This window comes from Trichocoleus sp. FACHB-46 (assembly GCF_014695385.1).
Classification (GTDB): Bacteria; Cyanobacteriota; Cyanobacteriia; order FACHB-46; family FACHB-46; genus Trichocoleus.
In genome coordinates this window covers 292,617-311,555 of sequence record NZ_JACJOD010000022.1, presented here as the reverse complement: position 1 = coordinate 311,555, position 18,939 = coordinate 292,617, and the positions used below count along the sequence as shown (strand labels likewise).

Below are 18,939 nucleotides of genomic sequence, written 5' to 3'. Positions count from 1 at the left end.
TTGAGGAAGCAGAGATAAAGGGAAGTGGCTAGAGGACAAGAGATAGGCAAAGGAAACCCAAGATCGGGTCAGTTGTGCTGGATAGGTAGAGCCTAGCCAACACAACATTACAGGGATGACCTAAGCGGAAACGATGTATGGAGAGCTAATTGCAGGCGATCGCCCAGCATTGACCAAGGCTTGATAAACCATAGCGGTTACTTCAGCACGAGTTGTCTCCCGGTTAGGGTTTAGCTGTCCTACGGTGGGGAAGTTCACTACCATCCGGCGTTTTGTGGCTGTGGCAACAGCACCACGGGCGAAAGGTGGAATTGAACTTTGATCGCTATAGATCCCCAATACAGCTTCATCACCACTTCCCAAGTTCAAGCCGTTGACCAAGGAAACGAGCACTTGAACGCGCAGCACGTTCTCATTCGGGCGGAAGGTATTATCTGGGAACCCAGAAAGAAACCCACCCCGGTAAGCTTGCTGAATTGCGTTAGCGGCCCAAAAATCTGCGGCCACATCGCTAAAGCTAGTAGCGGCTCGGACGGCAGGCGGATTTAAGGCTTTGACGAGCAGAGCCGCATATTGCGCCCGATTCATCTTCGCGTCTGGTTTAAAGGAACCATCTTCAAAGCCGCTAATGAGTCCTTGACCACCTAGTGCGCGAATAAAATCCGCCGCCCAGTGACCTTGAATATCGGTGAAGGAGGGGGTCGCTTGATCTGGGTTGACAATAAAGTTAGAGGCGATCGCTGGGGCTTCACCACGAGCCACCAAAGCTTGGTAGAGCAAGGCTGCGACTTCCGCTCGGTTGATGTCTCGCATTGGCTCTAGTTGATTCACCTGCGGTTGATTCACCACCATGCGGCGCTGAGTTGCTGTAGCTACTTCATCGGTCGCATAACTAGGAATTTGGGCGCGATCGCTATAGACCAGCAAGATATTGGTGTTACCACCTGTAAACCCTAAACCGCTGACCAAAGACACGATCGCCTGAACTCGCGTCAAGTTTTGATCAGGTCGGAAGGTGTTGTCTGGAAAACCAGAGACAAATCCCATTTGAGCTGCTTTCTGAATTGCTGCCTTGGCCCAGAAATCAGCCGGAACGTCCGCAAAATCAGTCGCTTCTTTTTTGTTGGGTAGATTAAACGCTTTAGCGATCGCCGCAGCATATTGGGCTCTGGTAATGCTGGCTCCAGGCTTGAAGGTACCATCGGGGAAGCCGCTAATGATGCCACGACTGACTAACCCTCGAATAAACCCTTCGGCCCAATGACCTGTAATATCAGTCAAGCCAACGGGATTCGGAGTGGGCGTCGGAGTTGGAGTGGGTGTCGGAACTGGGGTTGGCGTAGGCGTGGGAGTGGGTGTGGGAACGGGAATAGGCGTCGGAGTTGGAACTGGCGTAGGCGTGGGAGTGGGGGTCGGAACAGGAATAGGTGTTGGTGTCGGAGTTGGAACTGGAGTTGGGGTAGGAGTGGGAACCTCGCTGGCCACAAAGTTGATCAGACCTTGAACGCGGGTGGGGTTTAATTGATTGCCGACGGAAATCAGAGTGGTTTTGGTGGCATTGTGTAAGTCAAACGAACCGTTGTCTCTAAAGATATTGCCCCCCGGATCTTGGCTTTTACCCAAATCTGGCAACGAAGTATTCGTAATGACCAGGCCGTCGCTGGTGTTTTTTTCCAGGACGTTACTGCGAAGTACAGGATTGGCTTGACCAGACAGTACGACCCCAGAACGATTTTCAAAAATTCTGTTATCAACGACTAGAGGAGCAGCGTTATCTCCAATGGCAATGCCGTAGCCTGTCTTCTGACAAACATTACGACGGATTTCACCTTTTGCGTTCCGCACCAGCGAGATGCCACTGGCGGCATTTTGAAAAAACACGTTGTCTATAATGACGGGATTCGCTGTCCCGGTGGCGAAAATGCCTTCGCGAGCACAGTTAGTAAACGTACTGTTAGCAACTGTGGGAGCTGTAGACTCTACCCAAACGGCAGTGCCACGCTGGGCTCGGTTGGTAACGGTGACACCCCGCAGTTGGGCTGTGTTCTCGAGCCGTAGGGTAATGTTTTGCCGCGCAAAGGTAGGGCTGATATATTCGCCGCTGCCTTCAACCAAAACTCCACTACCTTTATTACTTTCATTGCCTACAAGCGCCACACCTGCGGGAATCACGAGCGGGAACACTTCTCCATTAGCAGCATTGTAGGTGCCTGCTGCTAACTGAATAGTAGTTCCACCACGGGCTTGCTGTAAGGCTCGCTTTAGAGTTTTGAAGGGAGTAGCTTGACTACCATTGGCAGCATCATTACCTGCTGTAGGATTGACATACAAGATCGAGCCGGGAGCCGATTGAACCATGACTTTGCACCTATCCGCAATCTTTAAGAGCACTTACCTATGTATTGCGTCACGTTAATTTTGTTGGTCGGAGTTAGAACCCCCAAAAGCTGGTGACGTACTAGAGAGCTACAAGGTGTGCAAGTCGATTTTAGGGGCAGTTTTTCATCTTGATAGAGAGTGGCTGATACCTCACGGCTCTTTAAGTCCTCTAGCCAACATCTAAAGGCATGGCTGCTGGGCTCTGTAGCGATTCTTAAAAGTTTCTGAATCCAGAAGCTATACTGCTGGGAAAGCGCATCTATTTTTGAGGTCTTTATGGCTTCTCCACAAGCGATCGCCCGACAAGGCGAGCTTCTCAACCGTTTAGTACTCGATCGAGAGACCGCAGAAGAACTGGGTCGAGTCGATCAAATTTGGATGGTGCCAGAATTGCATCGAGTCATGGGCATTATCTGCACGACCGGGTTTTTGAAGGGTAAGAAACAAATGTTTACCCTGGTGCAAATTGAGGCATTTGGCACAGATAGCATTGTCGTTAACTCTAGTCACACCAGCGTCAATCCTGAGGACATTAAACCGATTGATTCCTTGATTGGACGAGAAGTCTGGAGCGATGCTGGCAGTAAGATTGGCAAGCTGACGGACTATTTATTTGACCCTGCGACTGGAGAAATTACTCAATATCTGTTTGTGGCACGAGGCTGGAGTAGCCTGACAGATGGCAGCTACCTGTTACAGCCATCCATGATTTTGGGCTTGGGCAGCAAGCGGGTCATGATCTCCAATAATGCGGCTCAAGAGATTTCTATCTACACCGAGGGTCTTAGACATAAAGTTGCTAAGGTTAGTAGCTTTTTACAGTCAGATTACGCACAAACGAAGCAAGATGTGAAGTCTTGGCTGGGCGGGATTCAAGCCATTACTAGCCAAGCTAAAGAACAACTACAAACCCTGAGTGTTCAGGCAAAAGAACAAGCGCAAACGGTGGGTGAACAGCTTAAAGACACAACTCAAACCCTAGCGGAGCAAGCCCAAGAGAAAAGCCAAACACTCAAAGAGACTCTTAAAGACCGAGCGCAACTGTTAGGCGAACAAGTCAAAGACAAAACTCAAGCTTTAGCGGAGCAAGCAAAAGCCAATGCTAGCGATCGCGCTGAACCTGAAATTGTTGTCTCAGTTCAACCGGATACCTCTGTTATTGCCCAGCCGACTCACACCACTGAAGTAATTGTGGATGTCAGCCCGGAAAAGCCTTCAGAATCTGCACAGTAGATTCTATTTTCTATAGGGCAGGCTATCGCAACTTCTGGCTCTCCGGATTTTTACTTTTGCAGCTCTATCATGCTGTATTAAGTTCTGGTGTAAGTCCGGCGACTAGTCTCGCTAGCAGATGTTACAGCGGCAAGAACTATGTAACGATTGGGGCATCGCGGGTTAGGAGGTGTGGCGATGGTGATCACCGTAGTAGTAATTAATCTCCTGATTAGCTGCTTTTGCTTCTATGCAGCTTGGCAGATTTGGAAATTGCGTCGCACCTTGGCTCAAGTAGCTAATGCTCTAACAGCTTCTGAGCGTAGTACCCATAGCGTCTTATATGGTGCTCCTACTGGAATTTTGCAAGGGCAGCGAGGTGTGAACCAGTTGCGACAACAGTACCAAAAATTAGAATTGCAATTGCAGAAAGTGCAGCAAGTTTTAGGTCTGATAAGTTTGGGTCAGGGTGTTTGGCGGCAGCAGGTCAGGCGATCGCAGCGACCAAGAATACCGAAAAAGCGTTTTTAGCTGATAGCTAAACCATGAGATAGATTAATGTGTAGTGAAGCATAGAACGCTGATTTAAGTGTCTAAACGCCCAAAGAGTGCTAAGCAGGATGCAGCTTCTAGAGAGCCAATCCGGTAAAATCGGGGCGGTTCCACCTGATCACAAGCTAGGTGGCATCAAATTCAGTTAGATTAATCCGCTAGTTATTGAAAGGTAGAAGCCAGACAATGTCGAACAACCGTTCCGGATCATTCATTGGAGGTCTACTGTTAGGAGCTGCTGTTGGAACAGTGACCGGTTTATTGATTGCTCCTCGGCCAGGACGGGAGACGCGGCAGCTCTTAAAGAAATCTGCGGATGCTTTACCAGAACTCGCAGAGGATTTGTCTACTAGTGTGCAACTCCAAGCCGATCGCCTATCAGAGTCAGCTCTGCGGAGTTGGGATGAAACACTAGGACGCCTGAAGGAAGCGATCGCCTCTGGGATCGAAGCAACTCAGCGTGAGCAACAGGTATTAGAGCAAGTGCCAGCTTCGGAAGCGGCTGAATCCGATCTACCTAAACATGATGCGTTCGATAAAATTCACTAACTTGTAGAGTAGGCAGAGTTCAGTGATTGATCCCATTTTTTGGCTAGGACTTTCAATTCTACTGGTGGCCGTGAGTCTCGCAGCAGTCTTAGTTGTAGCCATACCAGCACTTCAAGAATTAGCGAGGGCGGCTCGCAGTGCTGAAAAACTATTTGACACCCTCTCCCGGGAATTGCCTCCCACTCTAGAATCGATTCGCCTGACTGGGTTAGAGATTAGTGATCTGACAGATGACATGAGCGAAGGCGTGAAGAGTGCGGGTCAAGTCGTCAAACAAGTAGACCAGAGTTTTGATGGTGCTCGGAAGCAAGTCCAAAAAGCTCAGACTACTACTCGTAGCGTTTTTGCAGGCATGAAAGCGGCATGGCGCACGTTTAGTCGAACCCCTACTGGTGCCGCTGGTGGTCGTCGCTCCATGGGGCGTTTGCCTCCTCCTTCGCGATCGCCCCTGGATGTGCAGAGCGGTAGCTATAATGCTCGGTCTACCTCTGATGCTCTTAGCGAACTTGGAGAAGTGAGTCGGCCAGCTTCGCCATTAGAAGAGCGTCCATCTAACTTAGAAAGCGATCGCCTTCGAGAAGAAACTCGGCTACAAAATACCAACCATAACTATCCGCCAAGGCGAGAACTGCCAGAGTCAACTTCGCCCCAACCAGAATCTGCGGAGTCTGAAGAGAAGTCTGTGGAATGGTGAGTTTCAGTTAAGAAAAATGCCATGAGACCAAGCGGAATGATCGGGAGTGGGATAGACTTAAAACCAAAGTTCAACGATGCGATCAGAAACGTCTAGATTGCTTCTGGAGCGATCCTGTCGCAACTAGGACTGCTAATTTAACCCAGCAGTCTTTTTTGCCGCCAAACTAATTCACCACCTTAAGTAACGTGTGGTGGGCATCCCCTTGCCGAGGGTTGAGATGGAATACTGGGAATTTCTACTACAGAAAGAGGGCGATCGCTCCTGGCTACCTCTAGAGTCCCCCGATGTGGAAATCTTAGAGGGACGCTATCGAGTGGTTGCACGCTCTAGCCGCGCCAATACAAGCGTCGAAATCCGAATCACGCATCAAATTGACGACGAAGTATCGCCTAAGCGACGGGCGCAAAAACGATTTGGCCGCACCAATAAAGACGGATTGATGGTGGTTTTTCCCTTTACCCGGATGAAACCCGGATTATGGGAAATTCGTTGCGTGGGCGATCTGATGTCAGACTTTATGGGCCAAAGCTGGCAACATATGGTTTGTCTACAAGTATTACCTCAGGAGTTTGAGTCTGAGACGGATTGGGATCCTGAGTGGGAAATGCAGGATGAAGAAACGACAGAATCCTCCTCACAATCAAACTCAGCATTTACTACAGCGACAGTTGCTGATCTAGATCAAGAGCCAACTCAGCATCAGGTCGAACCTGAGCCAGAACCAGATGCACTCACGGTAGAACCGGAAGTTGCTGTCCAATTTGAGCCTACTGTAGAAGCAACGCCAGAAGCAGCGCCAACGCCTAATACACCAGAGATTGTAAATAGTACGCACCACCTGACTGAGGTCACTGACTATTCTGTAGAACAGTTGCAGTACATTGCTGAGCGAATCTCAGAAGCGGAAGCCAGCCTCTTACCCGAAGCAAGTCCTGACGAATATCAAGTTAGTGCCGCGATCGCGAACCCTGATCATGAGAATGTTCCGCCATCTGCGATCGCGGTTCCGTCAGAGACAGAAGCTGATTCCCCCGCTTTAGGGGATTTTGCGATACCTGCGACTCCTGATCCGCTGCTAGAAACAGCCGAGTCAGCAAGTTTACCGCTACAACTAGTACTGGCTGAAGCTGCCTATATGACTTCATGGGGACAGCCTTTTACGTTGTCTGGTCGCATTGAATTGCAAGAGCCAGAAATTGCTACAGCGGCGATCGCTAGTCTTCCGGCTGAAGTTCGTTCGGGTCAGGGAGAATTATATGTTGGCTTGCGCGATCCCCAAAGCGGTCAAATTTTGGTTGAGGTGCGGCAGCCTGTCGCCAACCCACAGTTGCCTTATTCATTCAGCTGCACACTCGAAATTCCCTTAAGTTGCAGAACCCGCTTGTTGCTCGGAGAAGCTGGTTTCTACCGCTCAGCCGTCACGACCGTAGACCCGGATTCAGCTAGCGCAGAATCGACCCGCTCAGAATCGATGGACACAGCGATCGCCAGCCAGTCCTTTACGCTCACCGCAGATGTAGACGAGTTGCTAGATGCGATCGCTGCCGACTTGAGTGAAGCTCAGTTGTTGGATTTACCTTCGCCTGCAACGTTAGAGGCTGAGGCTGAGCCCGAACTTGAACCTGCTGACTCTACTACAGACACTCAACCGTCAGAGCGGGCTTATTTAAATCTCTCCTTCTTAAAGGTTGGAGAGCAATCGCAAGATAAGCCGCCATTCTACATTCAACCCTCGACAGGTTCGCCGCTCCCGCCCCAAATCTATCACTCCCATCAATCGGAAGCTGCTAAGACTCCAGCCCTGCCCGTGATTCGAGGATTGCATCCAGGCCAAGGTGAACTGCCCGCAGAAGCAGGGATAGAAGCAGATATCTCAGAAATTGATGATTCTGCAACAATTGTGGAAGACATGCAGCTAGAACCATCTCTAGCTTTCATCGATCTCGACTCTGACTTAGGAGAGCTTGACTCTGACTTAGGAGACGTTGACCTAGCTGTTGCAGAGATAGATACGACAGTGACAGTAGACTTGTCTAATGACGAGTTGGCTGAGACTGCAACGATTCCAGAGGAGAGTGAGCCTGCGGTAGAGACTAGCTCTCAATCTTTGAATTTTCAGGAGCGTTTCTGGGCTCGGCTGAATGCTCTAGCTTCAGATGCAAACCTCTCAGAGTGGTTGAAGGAGGATGATACTGATTCATCCAGCGCCGCTGATTTAGCCGATTTAGCCGAACCCCTCTCTGAAGCTGACTTAGCACCTAATTCAGCAACTGATCACAATTTGGGCCTGTCATCTGATAGCTTGGCGGCACCTCAAAACAGCGAGATGATTGTCCATCCGACCGCAAGACCTCCAGAAGATCAGTGGGTTGCTCAAGAAATTGTCGTCGAGGATGATCCAGTCATCGCAACGGCTCTACCTGCTGAACCCACCCCCGAAGTGCTTAGCCCTGCTTTACTTGATCCAGATGCGCTCGTCCCTAATCCTCAACTGGAAGTCCAAACTGGGGAGTTGGTTTCTGGTAAGTCAGTATCTGTGCGAGTCAGAATGCCAGATTTACCCTGCCGAATTTATGTCAAGCTTTGGGTTAACGATCGCCAAACCCGATCGCTCCTAGATGGCCCCCGTTGGCTGGTTGACTTTACACCGACTGGGCTAGGAGATTTAGAAGCAACCACTCAAATGACCGTACCCTTCGGCAGCTTAGAGATTCAGTTTGAAGCGATCGCGATCGAAATGGCAACTCAAAGGGAGAGTCACAAAGTGGTAGCTACTAGAATGGTGGTGCCGCCTGATACGCCTACCTTGTCATATCCAGAATGGGACTAAGGGATGATGCCAAAGACAGTGAAACGCAAAATATTCTAGGTTGATCTGTGCTCTAACTCCTGGCTAGTCACATTTTTGTTAAAAATCTTTAGCAGATAGAAATTTAGCCATCGATTCACAGTAAATTCGGTCTTGGAATTGTGCAATCTTAGATAGGAAACTTTTCTATGGCAGCTTCATTTTTGCCCTCAATCCTAGTCCCCGCTGTAGGTTTACTCTTTCCTGCCGTGGCAATGGCTTTTCTGTTTATCTATATCGAGCGCGAAGATCCCTCAGGCATCTAGTTTGGTACTGAATTAAAAGTAGCCAAACCATAAAAACTCTCATAACAAAAAACCACCTACTTCTAAAGGGTAGGTGGTTTTTTACGCTGAGTTTTAGACAAGCAGATGTCAAAAATTTGAGACGATAGAAAATTCTGAGTTAAAACCAGCTTTTGGGTGAATCAAACAGACGAACCTAAGCCAGCGTAGGCTCCATAAAAGAAAAGTCCTAAAATGCCAATGGCACCTAGACCTGCAACAGTAGCAACAACCCACAGAGGAATTCTTCCAGTTCCAGACACAGCTTTTACCTCCTAATTAAAATTGAATAAAACTGGCCGATTAAACAATAGCCAGTTAGCTTACATCCAGTTAGTTGAAGAAATAACTGGAGAACAAAATACCCAAAACGAAAACCAGCAGTAGCCCCAAGTACAGTGAAGTACGGTTTAGCTCAACAGGCTGCTTGTTAGGGTTATTAGAAGACCGATCTGCCATTTCTTTTCCTACCGATGAATAAATTGCATAGATGCGATCGCGCCCAAGAAGAAGATGGTTGGCACGGCTAGGGTATGAACAGCCAGCCATCTAACTGTAAAAATCGGATAAGAAACGGGTTGATTGGGAGTATTGGTAGTCATGATCTAGAACCAAAGTTTGAAAACAATTACTTGAGGAATTGATTGATCTGCTCTTTTGACTCGAAGCGATCTTGCACAATTGGCACTTCTTGACGAGTCTGAGTGAAGTACTCGTTGGGTCTAGGAGTACCAAACACATCATATGCTAGACCAGTGCTGACAAAGAGCCAGCCTGCAATAAATAATGCAGGGATTGTAATACTGTGAATTACCCAATAGCGAATGCTAGTAATAATGTCGGAAAATGGACGCTCACCAGTAGTACCGGACATTCAGATTTCTCCTCTGACAACAACACAAAGCTTAAGTACTATCATACGGAACGATAGAAACAGTCACAAGCAAGTCATCTGCTGAAAGAGCTAATTTCGACTGCTTATGACTGCACAATTGTCAAGCAAACTCATGATTAAGCAGACTTCACTGAGGCTTGATACTTGAGTAAGGTACCTCTTTGTCCAATGACAAATCCTTGGTCAGGACTCAGGAAGACCACTTTGTAGAAATTACCAGGAATATTTTCCACATCTCGATCTTTGAGCCAAGTTTTGCCACCATCTAAGCTGCAAAGCAAGTTGCCGCTGCCGCCGCTCACCCAAAGCTCGTCTGGAGTTCGGTAAGCCAGGTCCAAAAATCCCCAACTAGTCGCGGATTCTGGGCTGTTTGCGGTCTGCCAAGATTCGAAGTCATTGGCTTCACTAAATTGAACTTGGCCACCCCGCGCTAGCATCCACAGGCGACCATCTGGCGTGAAGCCCATGTTTTGGACTCGACGAGAGCTATTGCGGTTATGTGGCTCCCACGCTTCTTGTCCAGGTCGCCAAACAGAGTAAAAATTACCCTTGGCAGAGACAGCGACATATTGGCCATCGCTAGAGCGAGAAATGTTGCGGACCACACCCACAGCTTCCTGAACTTCAGCCTTCCAATTTTTACCGCCATCTGTAGTGCGATAAATGGCTCCAATATCGGTAGTCATTTGAGCCGTTTGGGGACCAAGGGCCAACACTGTATTCGGAGAACCGGGGAGTTTGGCACTGAGGGGAATTCGTGCCCAAGATTTACCCCCATCGGTGGTATGGAGCAAGAGACCAGGTTGTCCAGCAATCCATCCCTCTTCGCCATTGAAACTAACTGAATCAAAGCGATACTTCTGATCGCCTAAATTGAGGCTGCGAAGTTCCCACGTTTCGCCGCCGTCGTTAGTTTCCAACAGGGTAGAGTTGCTGCCAACTACCCACCCATGCTTGCGATCGCTCGCGAAGCTGATGTCTGCGATCGTGGCATCGGTTGGCAGTTGGACAAGCTGCCAAGGGTTGTAATCCAAAGAGCTTAAATATCGGTTAGCGCAGCTAGCACATAGAATAACTACGGCTAGCAACATTACAATTCGTTTCAGTGTTCTCACAATCGAGTTCATCTCGCTTCAGCCTATCCCTGGAATGTTTGATCAATAATGTTTGGTGTTTCAATGAAGGAGCTCAAGGAGCCGCGATCGCGTTGCTGAGGGCGCTCCATTCCTTCACTGCAAACCGTAGAGGCTGAGAAACAGTAAGAACCCCAGCCCCAAACCTCCGAAGATTAGTAAATTTTTCTGCCCAGGGGTGAGTTGGTTGACTCCAAGGCCATAGCTTAAGTTTTCCCGAAAACCGGAAGCGGCACCTGCTGGTCCAACACTTGTAAACTGTGTAACTTTGGCACCGCAAACTGGACAGCGCCAATCAGCAGGCAACTCTTCAAAAGCAGTTCCTGGGGGAATTTGACGCTTGTCATCCCCCTTCACCGGTTCGTAGACATAGCCACATGCTCTACACTCATGGCGGTCTAGAGATTGAGGATCAACAGCTTCAGTGCTCATGACGAGAAAAACAGAGGGGTGAGGATTTGATCTAGGCCAACGATCTATATAGAAGATCTATATAAAAGATCTCTTCCTTAAAATATCTGTTAAAGATTATGACACACCCTGTTAATCTTCCTGTCATGTGCCTGTCGTTTCCCACCAAGTGCTAACTATAAAAATTCTGAAACCAACTCTATGGCTTACTTGTAATGGCACCCTGCCACTCTTAGAGCAGCCAGCAAAAGAGATTTACGATGCAGTAAATGTATTGAGTGGAGTGATGCACCAGGAATTTATACTCAAGAAGTGGGTAAGTGGGTTGAGTCCTAAGGCCAATTTAGCTTGACTGAAGGATGAACTCGGCAGTTTCTGTCGAGCCACCTCATAAGGCGCTCCAGTTTACGGTGAGCGTGTCAAAATGTAAATGAAAAGCAGCGCAAGTTCTTTCACTAAAGCGGTAGTTATTAGCAGTGTTTGTTCTTAGTGGTTACGAGTACTTTTTAGGCTTTTTAATTATCTGTAGCCTGGTACCTGTCCTGGCCCTGAGCGCGTCTAAGTTATTGCGCCCTCGGCTCCGAGGTCCTGAGCGTCGCACCACCTACGAGTCAGGGATGGAACCCATTGGGGGTGCCTGGATTCAGTTCAACATTCGCTACTACATGTTTGCCCTAGTCTTTGTCATCTTTGACGTAGAGACAGTGTTCTTGTACCCCTGGGCCGTCGCGTTCAACCAATTGGGGTTGCTAGCTTTTATCGAAGCCCTAGTTTTTATTGCGATTCTCGTGATTGGTCTAGTTTACGCTTGGCGTAAAGGAGCTTTGGAATGGTCATGAGTCCCAAAGATGCGGCTCAAAATGGCGGAATTTTGCAGCCAAATGAACAAATTATCAACCCCATTGAGCGTCCCCAAGTGACGCAAGCGCTGTCAGAGAATGTCATTTTAACGACTGTAGATGACCTTTATAACTGGGCGCGCCTCTCTAGCTTGTGGCCTCTGTTATATGGAACTGCCTGTTGTTTTATTGAATTTGCGGCTCTCATCGGCTCCCGCTTTGACTTCGATCGCTTTGGTTTAATTCCGCGTTCTAGCCCGCGTCAAGCTGATTTGATTATCACTGCGGGCACGATCAACATGAAGATGGCTCCCGCTTTAGTCCGTTTGTACGAGCAGATGCCTGATCCGAAGTACGTGATTGCAATGGGTGCTTGCACAATTACGGGTGGAATGTTTACCGTAGACTCGCCTACCACAGTGCGCGGCGTGGATAAGTTGATTCCTGTCGATGTCTATTTACCCGGTTGTCCCCCACGTCCAGAAGCAATCATCGATGCAATCATCAAGCTGAGAAAGAAAATCGCCAATGACTCGATGCAAGAGCGCGGCAAGCAGGGCCAAACTCATCGCTACTACAGCATTGCTCACAAGATGAAGCAGGTGCCTGACATCACGACGGGGACTTATCTGCAAGTTCCAAGTCGTCAAGCGCCACCTAAGGAACTTACAGAAGCAATGGGCCTACCCGTTCCACCCGCTTTGAAAGCCGCAGAGAAGGAGGAAATTCGTCGTGGCTGAAGAATCTAATGCCCCTGAAAATGGAGCGGAACAGGCTCAGACACCAGCTCCTATCGTCGAGGCTGGTAGAATCTCCAAGTGGCTGAGTGAGAACGGATTTGAGCATGAGTCCTTAGGGCCTGATCGCTCTGGCGTAGAAATGCTCAAGGTCGATCGCGATTTTCTGATTCCGATCGCGACTGCTCTTTATGCTTATGGCTTCAACTACCTCCGCTGCCAAGGTGGATATGACGCGGGGCCTGGGCAAGAGTTAGTTAGCTTCTATGACCTCACCAAGGTCAGTGACTACAGCGATCGCCCAGACGAAGTGAGAATTAAAGTATTTCTCCCTCGCGAAGAGCCCAGAATTCCCTCCGTCTATTGGATTTGGAAGACTGCCGACTGGCAAGAGCGAGAAGCTTTTGACATGTTTGGCATTGTCTACGAGGGACACCCTGACCTGAAGCGCCTGCTGATGCCCGAAGATTGGGTGGGCTGGCCGCTCCGCAAAGACTATATCTCGCCCGACTTCTACGAGTTGCAAGACGCTTACTAATTTGAGTTTGCTGCGAACAATTTAAACCTCTCCCCGCCTACGGCACCCCTCTCCTTCAAGGAGAGGGGATGGGGGAGAGGTTCTTTGTTTGAGACTTAAGCCGTTTTTGACCAGGAAACGTAAGGTAGTTTGGCAGCAGTCGCCCGAATTTGATCGGCTTGGGCGACGAGTTGACCGCAAGCATCCCAAGTGCCACTGGTGAACATTTGCCATGGACCTGCACCCATCGTCACGGGAAGGGTAAGGTCCCCACATTGCACCTGCATGGTTTCCAGGTCTACTTTGACTTCTGCCTGAGGATTAGCCGCGATCGCCTCTTGTAACTGCTTAGCATCTTCTGGAGCCGCCATCACACAAGGCACTCCTAACGCCACACAGTTACCAAAAAAGATTTCTGCAAAACTCTCACCCACGATCGCTTCAATACCCCATTTAGCAAGAGCTTGAGGCGCATGTTCACGCGAGGAACCACAGCCGAAGTTGCCGTTGACTACTAGGATCTTGGCTCCTTGGTACTGCGCCTGATCAAAAGGATGCTGCCCTTGGGTTTGAATGCGATCGTCTGCAAATACTTGTGCGCCTAAACCATCAAACGTGACACAGCGCAAGAACCGCGCTGGAATGATGCGATCAGTGTCAATATCATTGCCAACTAAGGGCACACCCCGCCCTACCACTGCCTTAACTTCGCTACTCATGACGCCCTCTCCCTACAACAATTCACGAACATCGGATACTTGACCTGTGACTGCGGCAGCTACCACCATTGCTGGACTCATTAACAGGGTGCGACCGGAAGCTGAGCCTTGACGGCCTTTGAAGTTGCGGTTGGAGGAAGAAGCGCTAAGCTGACGACCTTCTAGTTTGTCCGGGTTCATCGCGAGGCACATCGAGCAACCCGGTTCACGCCACTCAAAGCCCGCTGCGACAAAAATCTTGTCCAGACCTTCGGATTCCGCTTGCTGCTTGACTCGCTCTGAGCCAGGAACGATGAAGGCTTTGACTCCCTCTGCCACTTGTCGTCCTTGAGCAAACTTAGCGGCTTCGCGCAAATCACTGATACGACCGTTGGTGCAGCTACCGACAAAGCACACATCCACCTTAGTGCCTTGAATCGGCTGACCTGGCTGCAAGTCCATGTAACGGTAAGCTTCGGCTGCGATCGGTTGCTCGTCAGCGGGCAGCATCTCTGGCGTTGGCACTAGTTCGTTAATCGCAATGCCCTGTCCAGGGGTGATGCCCCAAGTGATGGTGGGGGCAATGTCAGCCGCATCAAAGATTACTACATCGTCATATTCGGCAGCAGTATCACTCCGAAGGCTTTGCCACCAAGCTACGGCTTTGTCCCACGCTCCAGCTTTAGGCGCAAAATCCCGACCTTTGAGGTAGTCAAAAGTGACTTCATCCGGGTTGACGTAACCACAGCGAGCACCCCCTTCGATTGCCATATTGCAGACGGTCATGCGTTCTTCCATGCTCATCTGCTCAAAGGTGCTGCCCGCAAACTCATAGGCGTAGCCAACCCCACCTTTGACGCCCAGTTTCCGAATGATGTGTAGAATCACGTCTTTGGCGTAAACTCCAGGCTTCAGGGTGCCGTTAACCTCGACTTTACGAACTTTCAGCTTGGCAAGTGCCAACGTTTGAGAAGCCAATACATCTCGCACTTGGCTAGTGCCAATGCCAAAGGCGATCGCACCAAAGGCTCCATGGGTGGAAGTATGACTGTCTCCACAAGCGATCGTCATTCCAGGCTGAGTGAACCCTAGCTCTGGGGCAATTACATGGACAATGCCTTGACTGCCCGAGCCAACGTTATAAAAACGAATCTGATGCTCTTCACAGTTTTGCTCTAGGGACTGCATCATTTCTTCGGCCAAGCTGTCGGCAAAGGGACGCGCTTGGTTCTCCGTGGGCACGATGTGGTCTACCGTTGCCACTGTCCGCTCTGGATACAGCACTTTTAGGCCGCGATCGCGCAGCATGGCAAAGGCTTGAGGGCTGGTGACTTCGTGAATCAGGTGCAGACCAATAAACAGTTGCGTTTGGCCTGAGGGAAGGATTCCAACTGTGTGTAAATCCCAGACTTTATCGAAGAGTGTGCCTTTGCTCATGCTGACGTTCGGTACTTAGTGCGCTAAGGAATCAATCCACTATTGTAACGTAGAGCTGAGCTTCGCTCTTAGGGAGGATTTTTACCCAACGTGAGCCAAAATTAGCGATCGCTCAATTCAAACAGGTTGATGCAGTTGGTCTCGGACTTCCATTAAAATTTGCCCTAACCGATTTTGCCCTTTACCGTCCGCACCGCATCCCCAATAGTTGTCTACAGGTGAGTTTTCAACCAACAAGGCATCGCCAGTCGCGAGTAGAACAGCTTTAATTCCAGGATTGAATTCAAATTTACGAAGGACAGCTTTACGCATCACATCGTCTCTAGCTTTTAGCCAATCTGAGCGAACAAAAGGTTTGAGAGTCTGAGCTGTGTTGAAAGCATCCCTGGGTGTGGGCAGTTTACGAATTTGCTCAGCGTGAGGCGTACCGATAAATTTCTGCGCCTGAAAATAATGCTCACTTGTTAACCACCAATCGCCATCGAGTTCACACCCATGCCGCGAGAAATTCGTGAAACACCCATAAGGATTTTCATAGACGTCATAGAAATAGACAGGCATAACTATTTTGTGTATTTATGTAACGATGAGACAATAGAATATACTCTCACTAAATTTTGTTTGTCATGATTCAAACTTTCAATTCACGTTTAGCAAATTGTTTAAGTCAGGCGATCGCGCGGATTAGTCGAGGGGCGATCGCAACTGGGCTGGCTTTGTTGGTGGCGATCGCGCTATGGATGCCTGGGGCCGCTTGGGCTGCGAACTCTAACTTGGGCGTTAAGCTGGTGTCTCTGCAAGGAAATTTCGAGCAACTAGGATTTCGGCTAGAACCTAAAACTGAGACAGCTTTCATCGGTAAGTCTAAGGATGGGGTGGCGACGGTGCGCCTGAACGTCACGCCTAAAGAGCTGGTTTCTAATGCGGTTTTAGTGGTCCACAAACCGTTGACCAAGAAGAGAAAACCGCAGAGCCTGAACTACATGGAAGAGTTTTTGCAGGTGATGCTTCCCGACTGGAATGAAGCCCATGATTGGCTGGCTCAAGGAGTGACAGACGCAACTGACTATGGTTCCACAGATTTGGTGGTAGGCGATCGCCGAGTTTATCTGCTGATTCCCAAAACCAAAGAAGCCCTTTTACTAGCAGTGGACCCTTTGGACTACAAGCGCTAGATTAAATTGGTTTGCGGTTCTAAACACAGAATTTTTCAACGCAGCGGGCAAAAATTTCCACCCCCATGCCTAGAGCGGTTTCGTCAAAGTCGAAACGGGGATGGTGGTGGGGGTAGGCTAAGCCTTTGTGGATGTTGGCGGAACCGAGGAAGAAGTAACAACCGGGGACTTGCTGCAAGAAGAAAGACATGTCTTCGCCGCCCATTGTTTGGCATTCGGGGACGATGCCTACCTCTGCCTCGACCACATTCTCTGCGACAGAACGAACAAGGTCTGCGATCGCCCCATCATTAATCACGGGTGGGTACAAAGATTGATAATTCAACTCGTAGCTGGCTCCATGACTTTGGCAGATCCCCGCAATAATCTGTTCAATCCGTTGATAGAAAAAGCCTGTTAGGGCTGGATTGAAATAACGCACTGTGCCGCTCATTTTGGCTGAAGCTGCGATCACATTAGTAGCGGTGCCTGCATGAAGTTCTCCCACCGTCACCACTGCGGAGTCGATGGGGTTGACGTTGCGGGCAACGATCGTTTGCAGGGCGTTGACGATTTGGGCACTCACCACAATTGAATCTATGGTTTGGTGGGGAATGGCTCCATGTCCGCCTCTACCTTGAATGGTGCAACGAAAGAGTTCCACGGCTGCCATCAGGGCTCCAGTTCTCACACCAATCGTTCCCAGCGGTAAGTTATTCCACAAATGCAGACCAATAATCGCGTCTACTGCTGGATTTTGGAGTACCCCTGCTTCGATCATGGGCTGTGCGCCTCCCGGACCTTCCTCAGCAGGCTGGAAAATAATTTTCACCGTACCCGCAAAGCTATCTCGATGTTGAGAGAGATAGTAAGCGGTGCCGAGGGCGATCGCAGTATGTCCATCATGACCGCAGGCATGCATCAAGCCATCGTGTTGCGATCGATAGGGCACTTCATTTTCTTCTTGGATGGGCAGGGCATCCATATCGGCTCGAATCGCTAATACGGGGCCTGGTTTGCCAGAGGCGATCGTAGCCACAATTCCGGTTTGGGCGATTTCAGTTTGATGCTCAATGCCCCATTCAGTTAGCTTCTGGGCGACAAATTCTGCCGTTAGTTTCTCACGAAAGCCTAATTCGGGTCGCTGATGTAGTTGTCTTCGCCACTCAACGAGTTGGGGTTGCAACGACTGAATAGCTGGCCGAATCCGAGATTGATCGACGGGAAGTGGGCTTAAAGAAGTAGAAACCATAGGGCAGAGTGGCTTGTGATTGAACTACAAAGACAAATAGACAGAAATGATCAGGGAGCGTTAATACTTAGGGTGCCCATCCTGTCTTCATAGTAAAGCGTGAAGCTAAGTTGCGAATTTACTCACTTTTTAACCTCACGTAGCAGGGGCAGCGATCGCCTATCGCCTGTCTCCCGGTAATCACACGGCTTTCCAAATGGGCAACCTGACTGTAAATATCGTGCCAACTCCAACTGCACTCTGCACAGAGATCTGGCCACCGTGGGCCTCAACGCATTTTTTCGCGATCGCCAGTCCTAAACCTGTCCCAGGAATGTTATCTACATTTCTAGCCCGATAGAATGCCTCAAATAGGCGAGGCTGATCTTCGGGAGGGATACCAATGCCTTGGTCTTGAATCTGAAAGGTGACTGTAGTTTCTTGACCAATCAACTCGAACTGCACTAAACCTCCGGCGGGCGAATACTTGAGTGCGTTTGAGAGGAGGTTGCCCAAAATATGGCGCAAAAAATTCTCATCCCAAAGGGCTTGAGATAATTCGCCTTGCTGAGTAAAGAGGAATTGGTATTTCTCATGAGAACTGAATCGCAGTTCTTCAAATAGTTGGCGACAAAACGGAGCCAGGTCGAGGGCGGTGAGCTGGCACTGAAGGTGGCCCAAATCAGCTTTACCAATTAAGGAAACTTCGTCGAGTAGATGGGCCATGTTAGTAATAGCAGAGCGAATTAATTGAAAATGGGTGAGTCTTCTCTCCTCGGTTAGTTGGTTTTGGTTGTTTTGCAATAGACCCGTAGACAGCAAGATGCTGTTGAGCGGGCTACGGAAATCATGGGAGAGGATTGAGACAAATTCCGACTTCAACTGGTTAAGTTCTTTCGCTTTCATCAACTCAGCGGTGCGCTCTTGTACCTGCATCGCTAGGGCTTCGTTGACTTTGCGTAAAGCTTCTGAAACCTGTTTGCGCTCAATCGCATAGCAGAGCGATCGCGCCAATAATTCGGCATTTACCTGGCGCTTAACTAAATAATCTTCGGCTCCTTGGCGCACTGCCGCGATCGCCAAGTCATCATCATTGGTGTTGGTGAGAACCACGATCGGTAGATTAGGTGCTTGATCCAGCAAAGGCGGTAGGGAAGCTAGACCCTGACTATCGGGTAAGGTCAGATCCAACAAAATGGCATCAAAGCTGTTTTGCTGGAGATGGACTAGCGCCTCCGCCAACCGCTTGACGTGCAGTAAGCTAAATTGCTTGAACTTAGGCACCCGCAAGATCTCCTGCAACAGTCTGGCTTCCGCGAGATTGTCTTCAATTAACAAGACCTTGATGGCGCTTGCAGGCATAATC

Annotated in this window: 22 protein-coding genes; 10 read left to right on the top strand and 12 right to left on the bottom strand. The window is 49.3% G+C overall.

From position 1 onward, the window contains the following. Positions 1-120 precede the first annotated feature (120 nt). A complete protein-coding gene (locus tag H6F72_RS13520) occupies positions 121-2,358 on the bottom strand; it encodes an S-layer homology domain-containing protein (protein WP_190436157.1) in 2,238 nt (745 codons plus the stop codon). A 297-nt stretch (positions 2,359-2,655) separates the two neighbouring features. On the opposite strand from H6F72_RS13520, the gene H6F72_RS13515 reads away from it, so the two are divergent. From H6F72_RS13515 to psaI, 6 genes are all read left to right on the top strand, one after another. Further along, on the top strand, positions 2,656-3,612 hold the full coding sequence (locus H6F72_RS13515) for a PRC-barrel domain-containing protein (RefSeq protein ID WP_190436154.1): 957 nt from the start codon (positions 2,656-2,658) through the stop codon (positions 3,610-3,612). Positions 3,613-3,789: 177 nt separating this feature from the next. Then, positions 3,790-4,122, top strand: coding sequence for a hypothetical protein (locus tag H6F72_RS13510; protein WP_190436151.1), 333 nt, complete (start codon positions 3,790-3,792; stop codon positions 4,120-4,122). 207 nt (positions 4,123-4,329) lie between these two features. Next, positions 4,330-4,692, top strand: coding sequence for a YtxH domain-containing protein (locus H6F72_RS13505; protein WP_190436148.1), 363 nt, complete (start codon positions 4,330-4,332; stop codon positions 4,690-4,692). 22 nt (positions 4,693-4,714) lie between these two features. Next, complete coding sequence (locus H6F72_RS30240) at positions 4,715-5,386, top strand: hypothetical protein (RefSeq protein WP_242016917.1); 672 nt, start codon at positions 4,715-4,717, stop codon at positions 5,384-5,386. A 220-nt stretch (positions 5,387-5,606) separates the two neighbouring features. Then, the gene (locus H6F72_RS13495; protein WP_190436147.1) at positions 5,607-8,219 is read left to right on the top strand and encodes a hypothetical protein; all 2,613 of its coding nucleotides are present in this window, start codon (positions 5,607-5,609) and stop codon (positions 8,217-8,219) included. Positions 8,220-8,386: 167 nt separating this feature from the next. Beyond that, positions 8,387-8,503, top strand: a complete 117-nt coding sequence (gene psaI / locus H6F72_RS13490) for a photosystem I reaction center subunit VIII (protein ID WP_190436145.1) — start codon at positions 8,387-8,389, stop codon at positions 8,501-8,503. A 161-nt stretch (positions 8,504-8,664) separates the two neighbouring features. Here the strand turns inward: psaI and H6F72_RS13485 are convergent, their stop codons facing one another. The 6 genes from H6F72_RS13485 to H6F72_RS13460 all read right to left on the bottom strand — a co-directional run bounded on the left by H6F72_RS13485 (position 8,665) and on the right by H6F72_RS13460 (position 10,981). Then, entirely contained in the window at positions 8,665-8,784 is a 120-nt protein-coding gene (locus H6F72_RS13485; protein ID WP_190436142.1) for a photosystem II reaction center protein J, read from the bottom strand. A 70-nt stretch (positions 8,785-8,854) separates the two neighbouring features. Then, positions 8,855-8,980 carry a photosystem II reaction center protein L gene (locus tag H6F72_RS13480; RefSeq protein ID WP_190436139.1) on the bottom strand — a complete coding sequence of 42 codons (126 nt, stop codon included), beginning with the start codon at positions 8,978-8,980 and terminating at the stop codon, positions 8,855-8,857. An 8-nt stretch (positions 8,981-8,988) separates the two neighbouring features. Next, positions 8,989-9,123 (bottom strand): cytochrome b559 subunit beta, encoded by a 135-nt coding sequence (psbF, locus tag H6F72_RS13475; RefSeq protein ID WP_190436135.1) that lies wholly within the window; start codon positions 9,121-9,123, stop codon positions 8,989-8,991. Between the two features lie 26 nt (positions 9,124-9,149). Further along, complete coding sequence (psbE, locus tag H6F72_RS13470; protein ID WP_190436132.1) at positions 9,150-9,395, bottom strand: cytochrome b559 subunit alpha; 246 nt, start codon at positions 9,393-9,395, stop codon at positions 9,150-9,152. Positions 9,396-9,532: 137 nt separating this feature from the next. Continuing rightward, the gene (locus tag H6F72_RS13465) at positions 9,533-10,543 is read right to left on the bottom strand and encodes a photosynthesis system II assembly factor Ycf48 (RefSeq protein ID WP_190436129.1); all 1,011 of its coding nucleotides are present in this window, start codon (positions 10,541-10,543) and stop codon (positions 9,533-9,535) included. 102 nt (positions 10,544-10,645) lie between these two features. Beyond that, complete coding sequence (locus tag H6F72_RS13460) at positions 10,646-10,981, bottom strand: rubredoxin (protein WP_190436126.1); 336 nt, start codon at positions 10,979-10,981, stop codon at positions 10,646-10,648. 455 nt (positions 10,982-11,436) lie between these two features. Here H6F72_RS13460 and ndhC point away from each other — a divergent pair, with 455 nt between their 5' ends. Genes ndhC through H6F72_RS13445 form a run of 3 tightly spaced genes read left to right on the top strand, consistent with a single transcriptional unit; the run spans position 11,437 to position 13,074 of the window. Then, complete coding sequence (gene ndhC / locus H6F72_RS13455; protein WP_190436122.1) at positions 11,437-11,799, top strand: photosynthetic/respiratory NAD(P)H-quinone oxidoreductase subunit C; 363 nt, start codon at positions 11,437-11,439, stop codon at positions 11,797-11,799. Continuing rightward, positions 11,796-12,539 (top strand): NADH dehydrogenase subunit K, encoded by a 744-nt coding sequence (locus tag H6F72_RS13450; RefSeq protein WP_190436119.1) that lies wholly within the window; start codon positions 11,796-11,798, stop codon positions 12,537-12,539. The genes ndhC and H6F72_RS13450 overlap by 4 nt, the downstream gene beginning before the upstream one ends. Beyond that, complete coding sequence (locus H6F72_RS13445) at positions 12,532-13,074, top strand: NAD(P)H-quinone oxidoreductase subunit J (RefSeq protein WP_190436116.1); 543 nt, start codon at positions 12,532-12,534, stop codon at positions 13,072-13,074. Before H6F72_RS13450 ends, H6F72_RS13445 begins: the two co-directional genes overlap by 8 nt. 95 nt (positions 13,075-13,169) lie before the next feature. Here H6F72_RS13445 and leuD read toward each other — a convergent pair whose 3' ends face one another. The 3 genes from leuD to H6F72_RS13430 all read right to left on the bottom strand — a co-directional run bounded on the left by leuD (position 13,170) and on the right by H6F72_RS13430 (position 15,749). Continuing rightward, entirely contained in the window at positions 13,170-13,772 is a 603-nt protein-coding gene (leuD, locus tag H6F72_RS13440) for a 3-isopropylmalate dehydratase small subunit (protein ID WP_190436113.1), read from the bottom strand. 12 nt (positions 13,773-13,784) lie between these two features. Continuing rightward, entirely contained in the window at positions 13,785-15,188 is a 1,404-nt protein-coding gene (leuC, locus tag H6F72_RS13435; RefSeq protein WP_190436110.1) for a 3-isopropylmalate dehydratase large subunit, read from the bottom strand. Between the two features lie 117 nt (positions 15,189-15,305). Beyond that, positions 15,306-15,749, bottom strand: a complete 444-nt coding sequence (locus H6F72_RS13430; protein WP_190436109.1) for an NADAR family protein — start codon at positions 15,747-15,749, stop codon at positions 15,306-15,308. Positions 15,750-15,814: 65 nt separating this feature from the next. Between H6F72_RS13430 and H6F72_RS13425 the strand changes: the two genes are divergently transcribed. After that, a complete protein-coding gene (locus H6F72_RS13425) occupies positions 15,815-16,363 on the top strand; it encodes a hypothetical protein (protein ID WP_190436106.1) in 549 nt (182 codons plus the stop codon). Between the two features lie 19 nt (positions 16,364-16,382). Here the strand turns inward: H6F72_RS13425 and H6F72_RS13420 are convergent, their stop codons facing one another. Together H6F72_RS13420 and H6F72_RS13415 are read right to left on the bottom strand one after the other, a co-directional pair. Beyond that, complete coding sequence (locus tag H6F72_RS13420; RefSeq protein WP_190436103.1) at positions 16,383-17,594, bottom strand: M20 family metallopeptidase; 1,212 nt, start codon at positions 17,592-17,594, stop codon at positions 16,383-16,385. A gap of 180 nt (positions 17,595-17,774) precedes the next feature. Beyond that, complete coding sequence (locus H6F72_RS13415; RefSeq protein WP_190436252.1) at positions 17,775-18,935, bottom strand: hybrid sensor histidine kinase/response regulator; 1,161 nt, start codon at positions 18,933-18,935, stop codon at positions 17,775-17,777. Positions 18,936-18,939 lie beyond the last annotated feature (4 nt).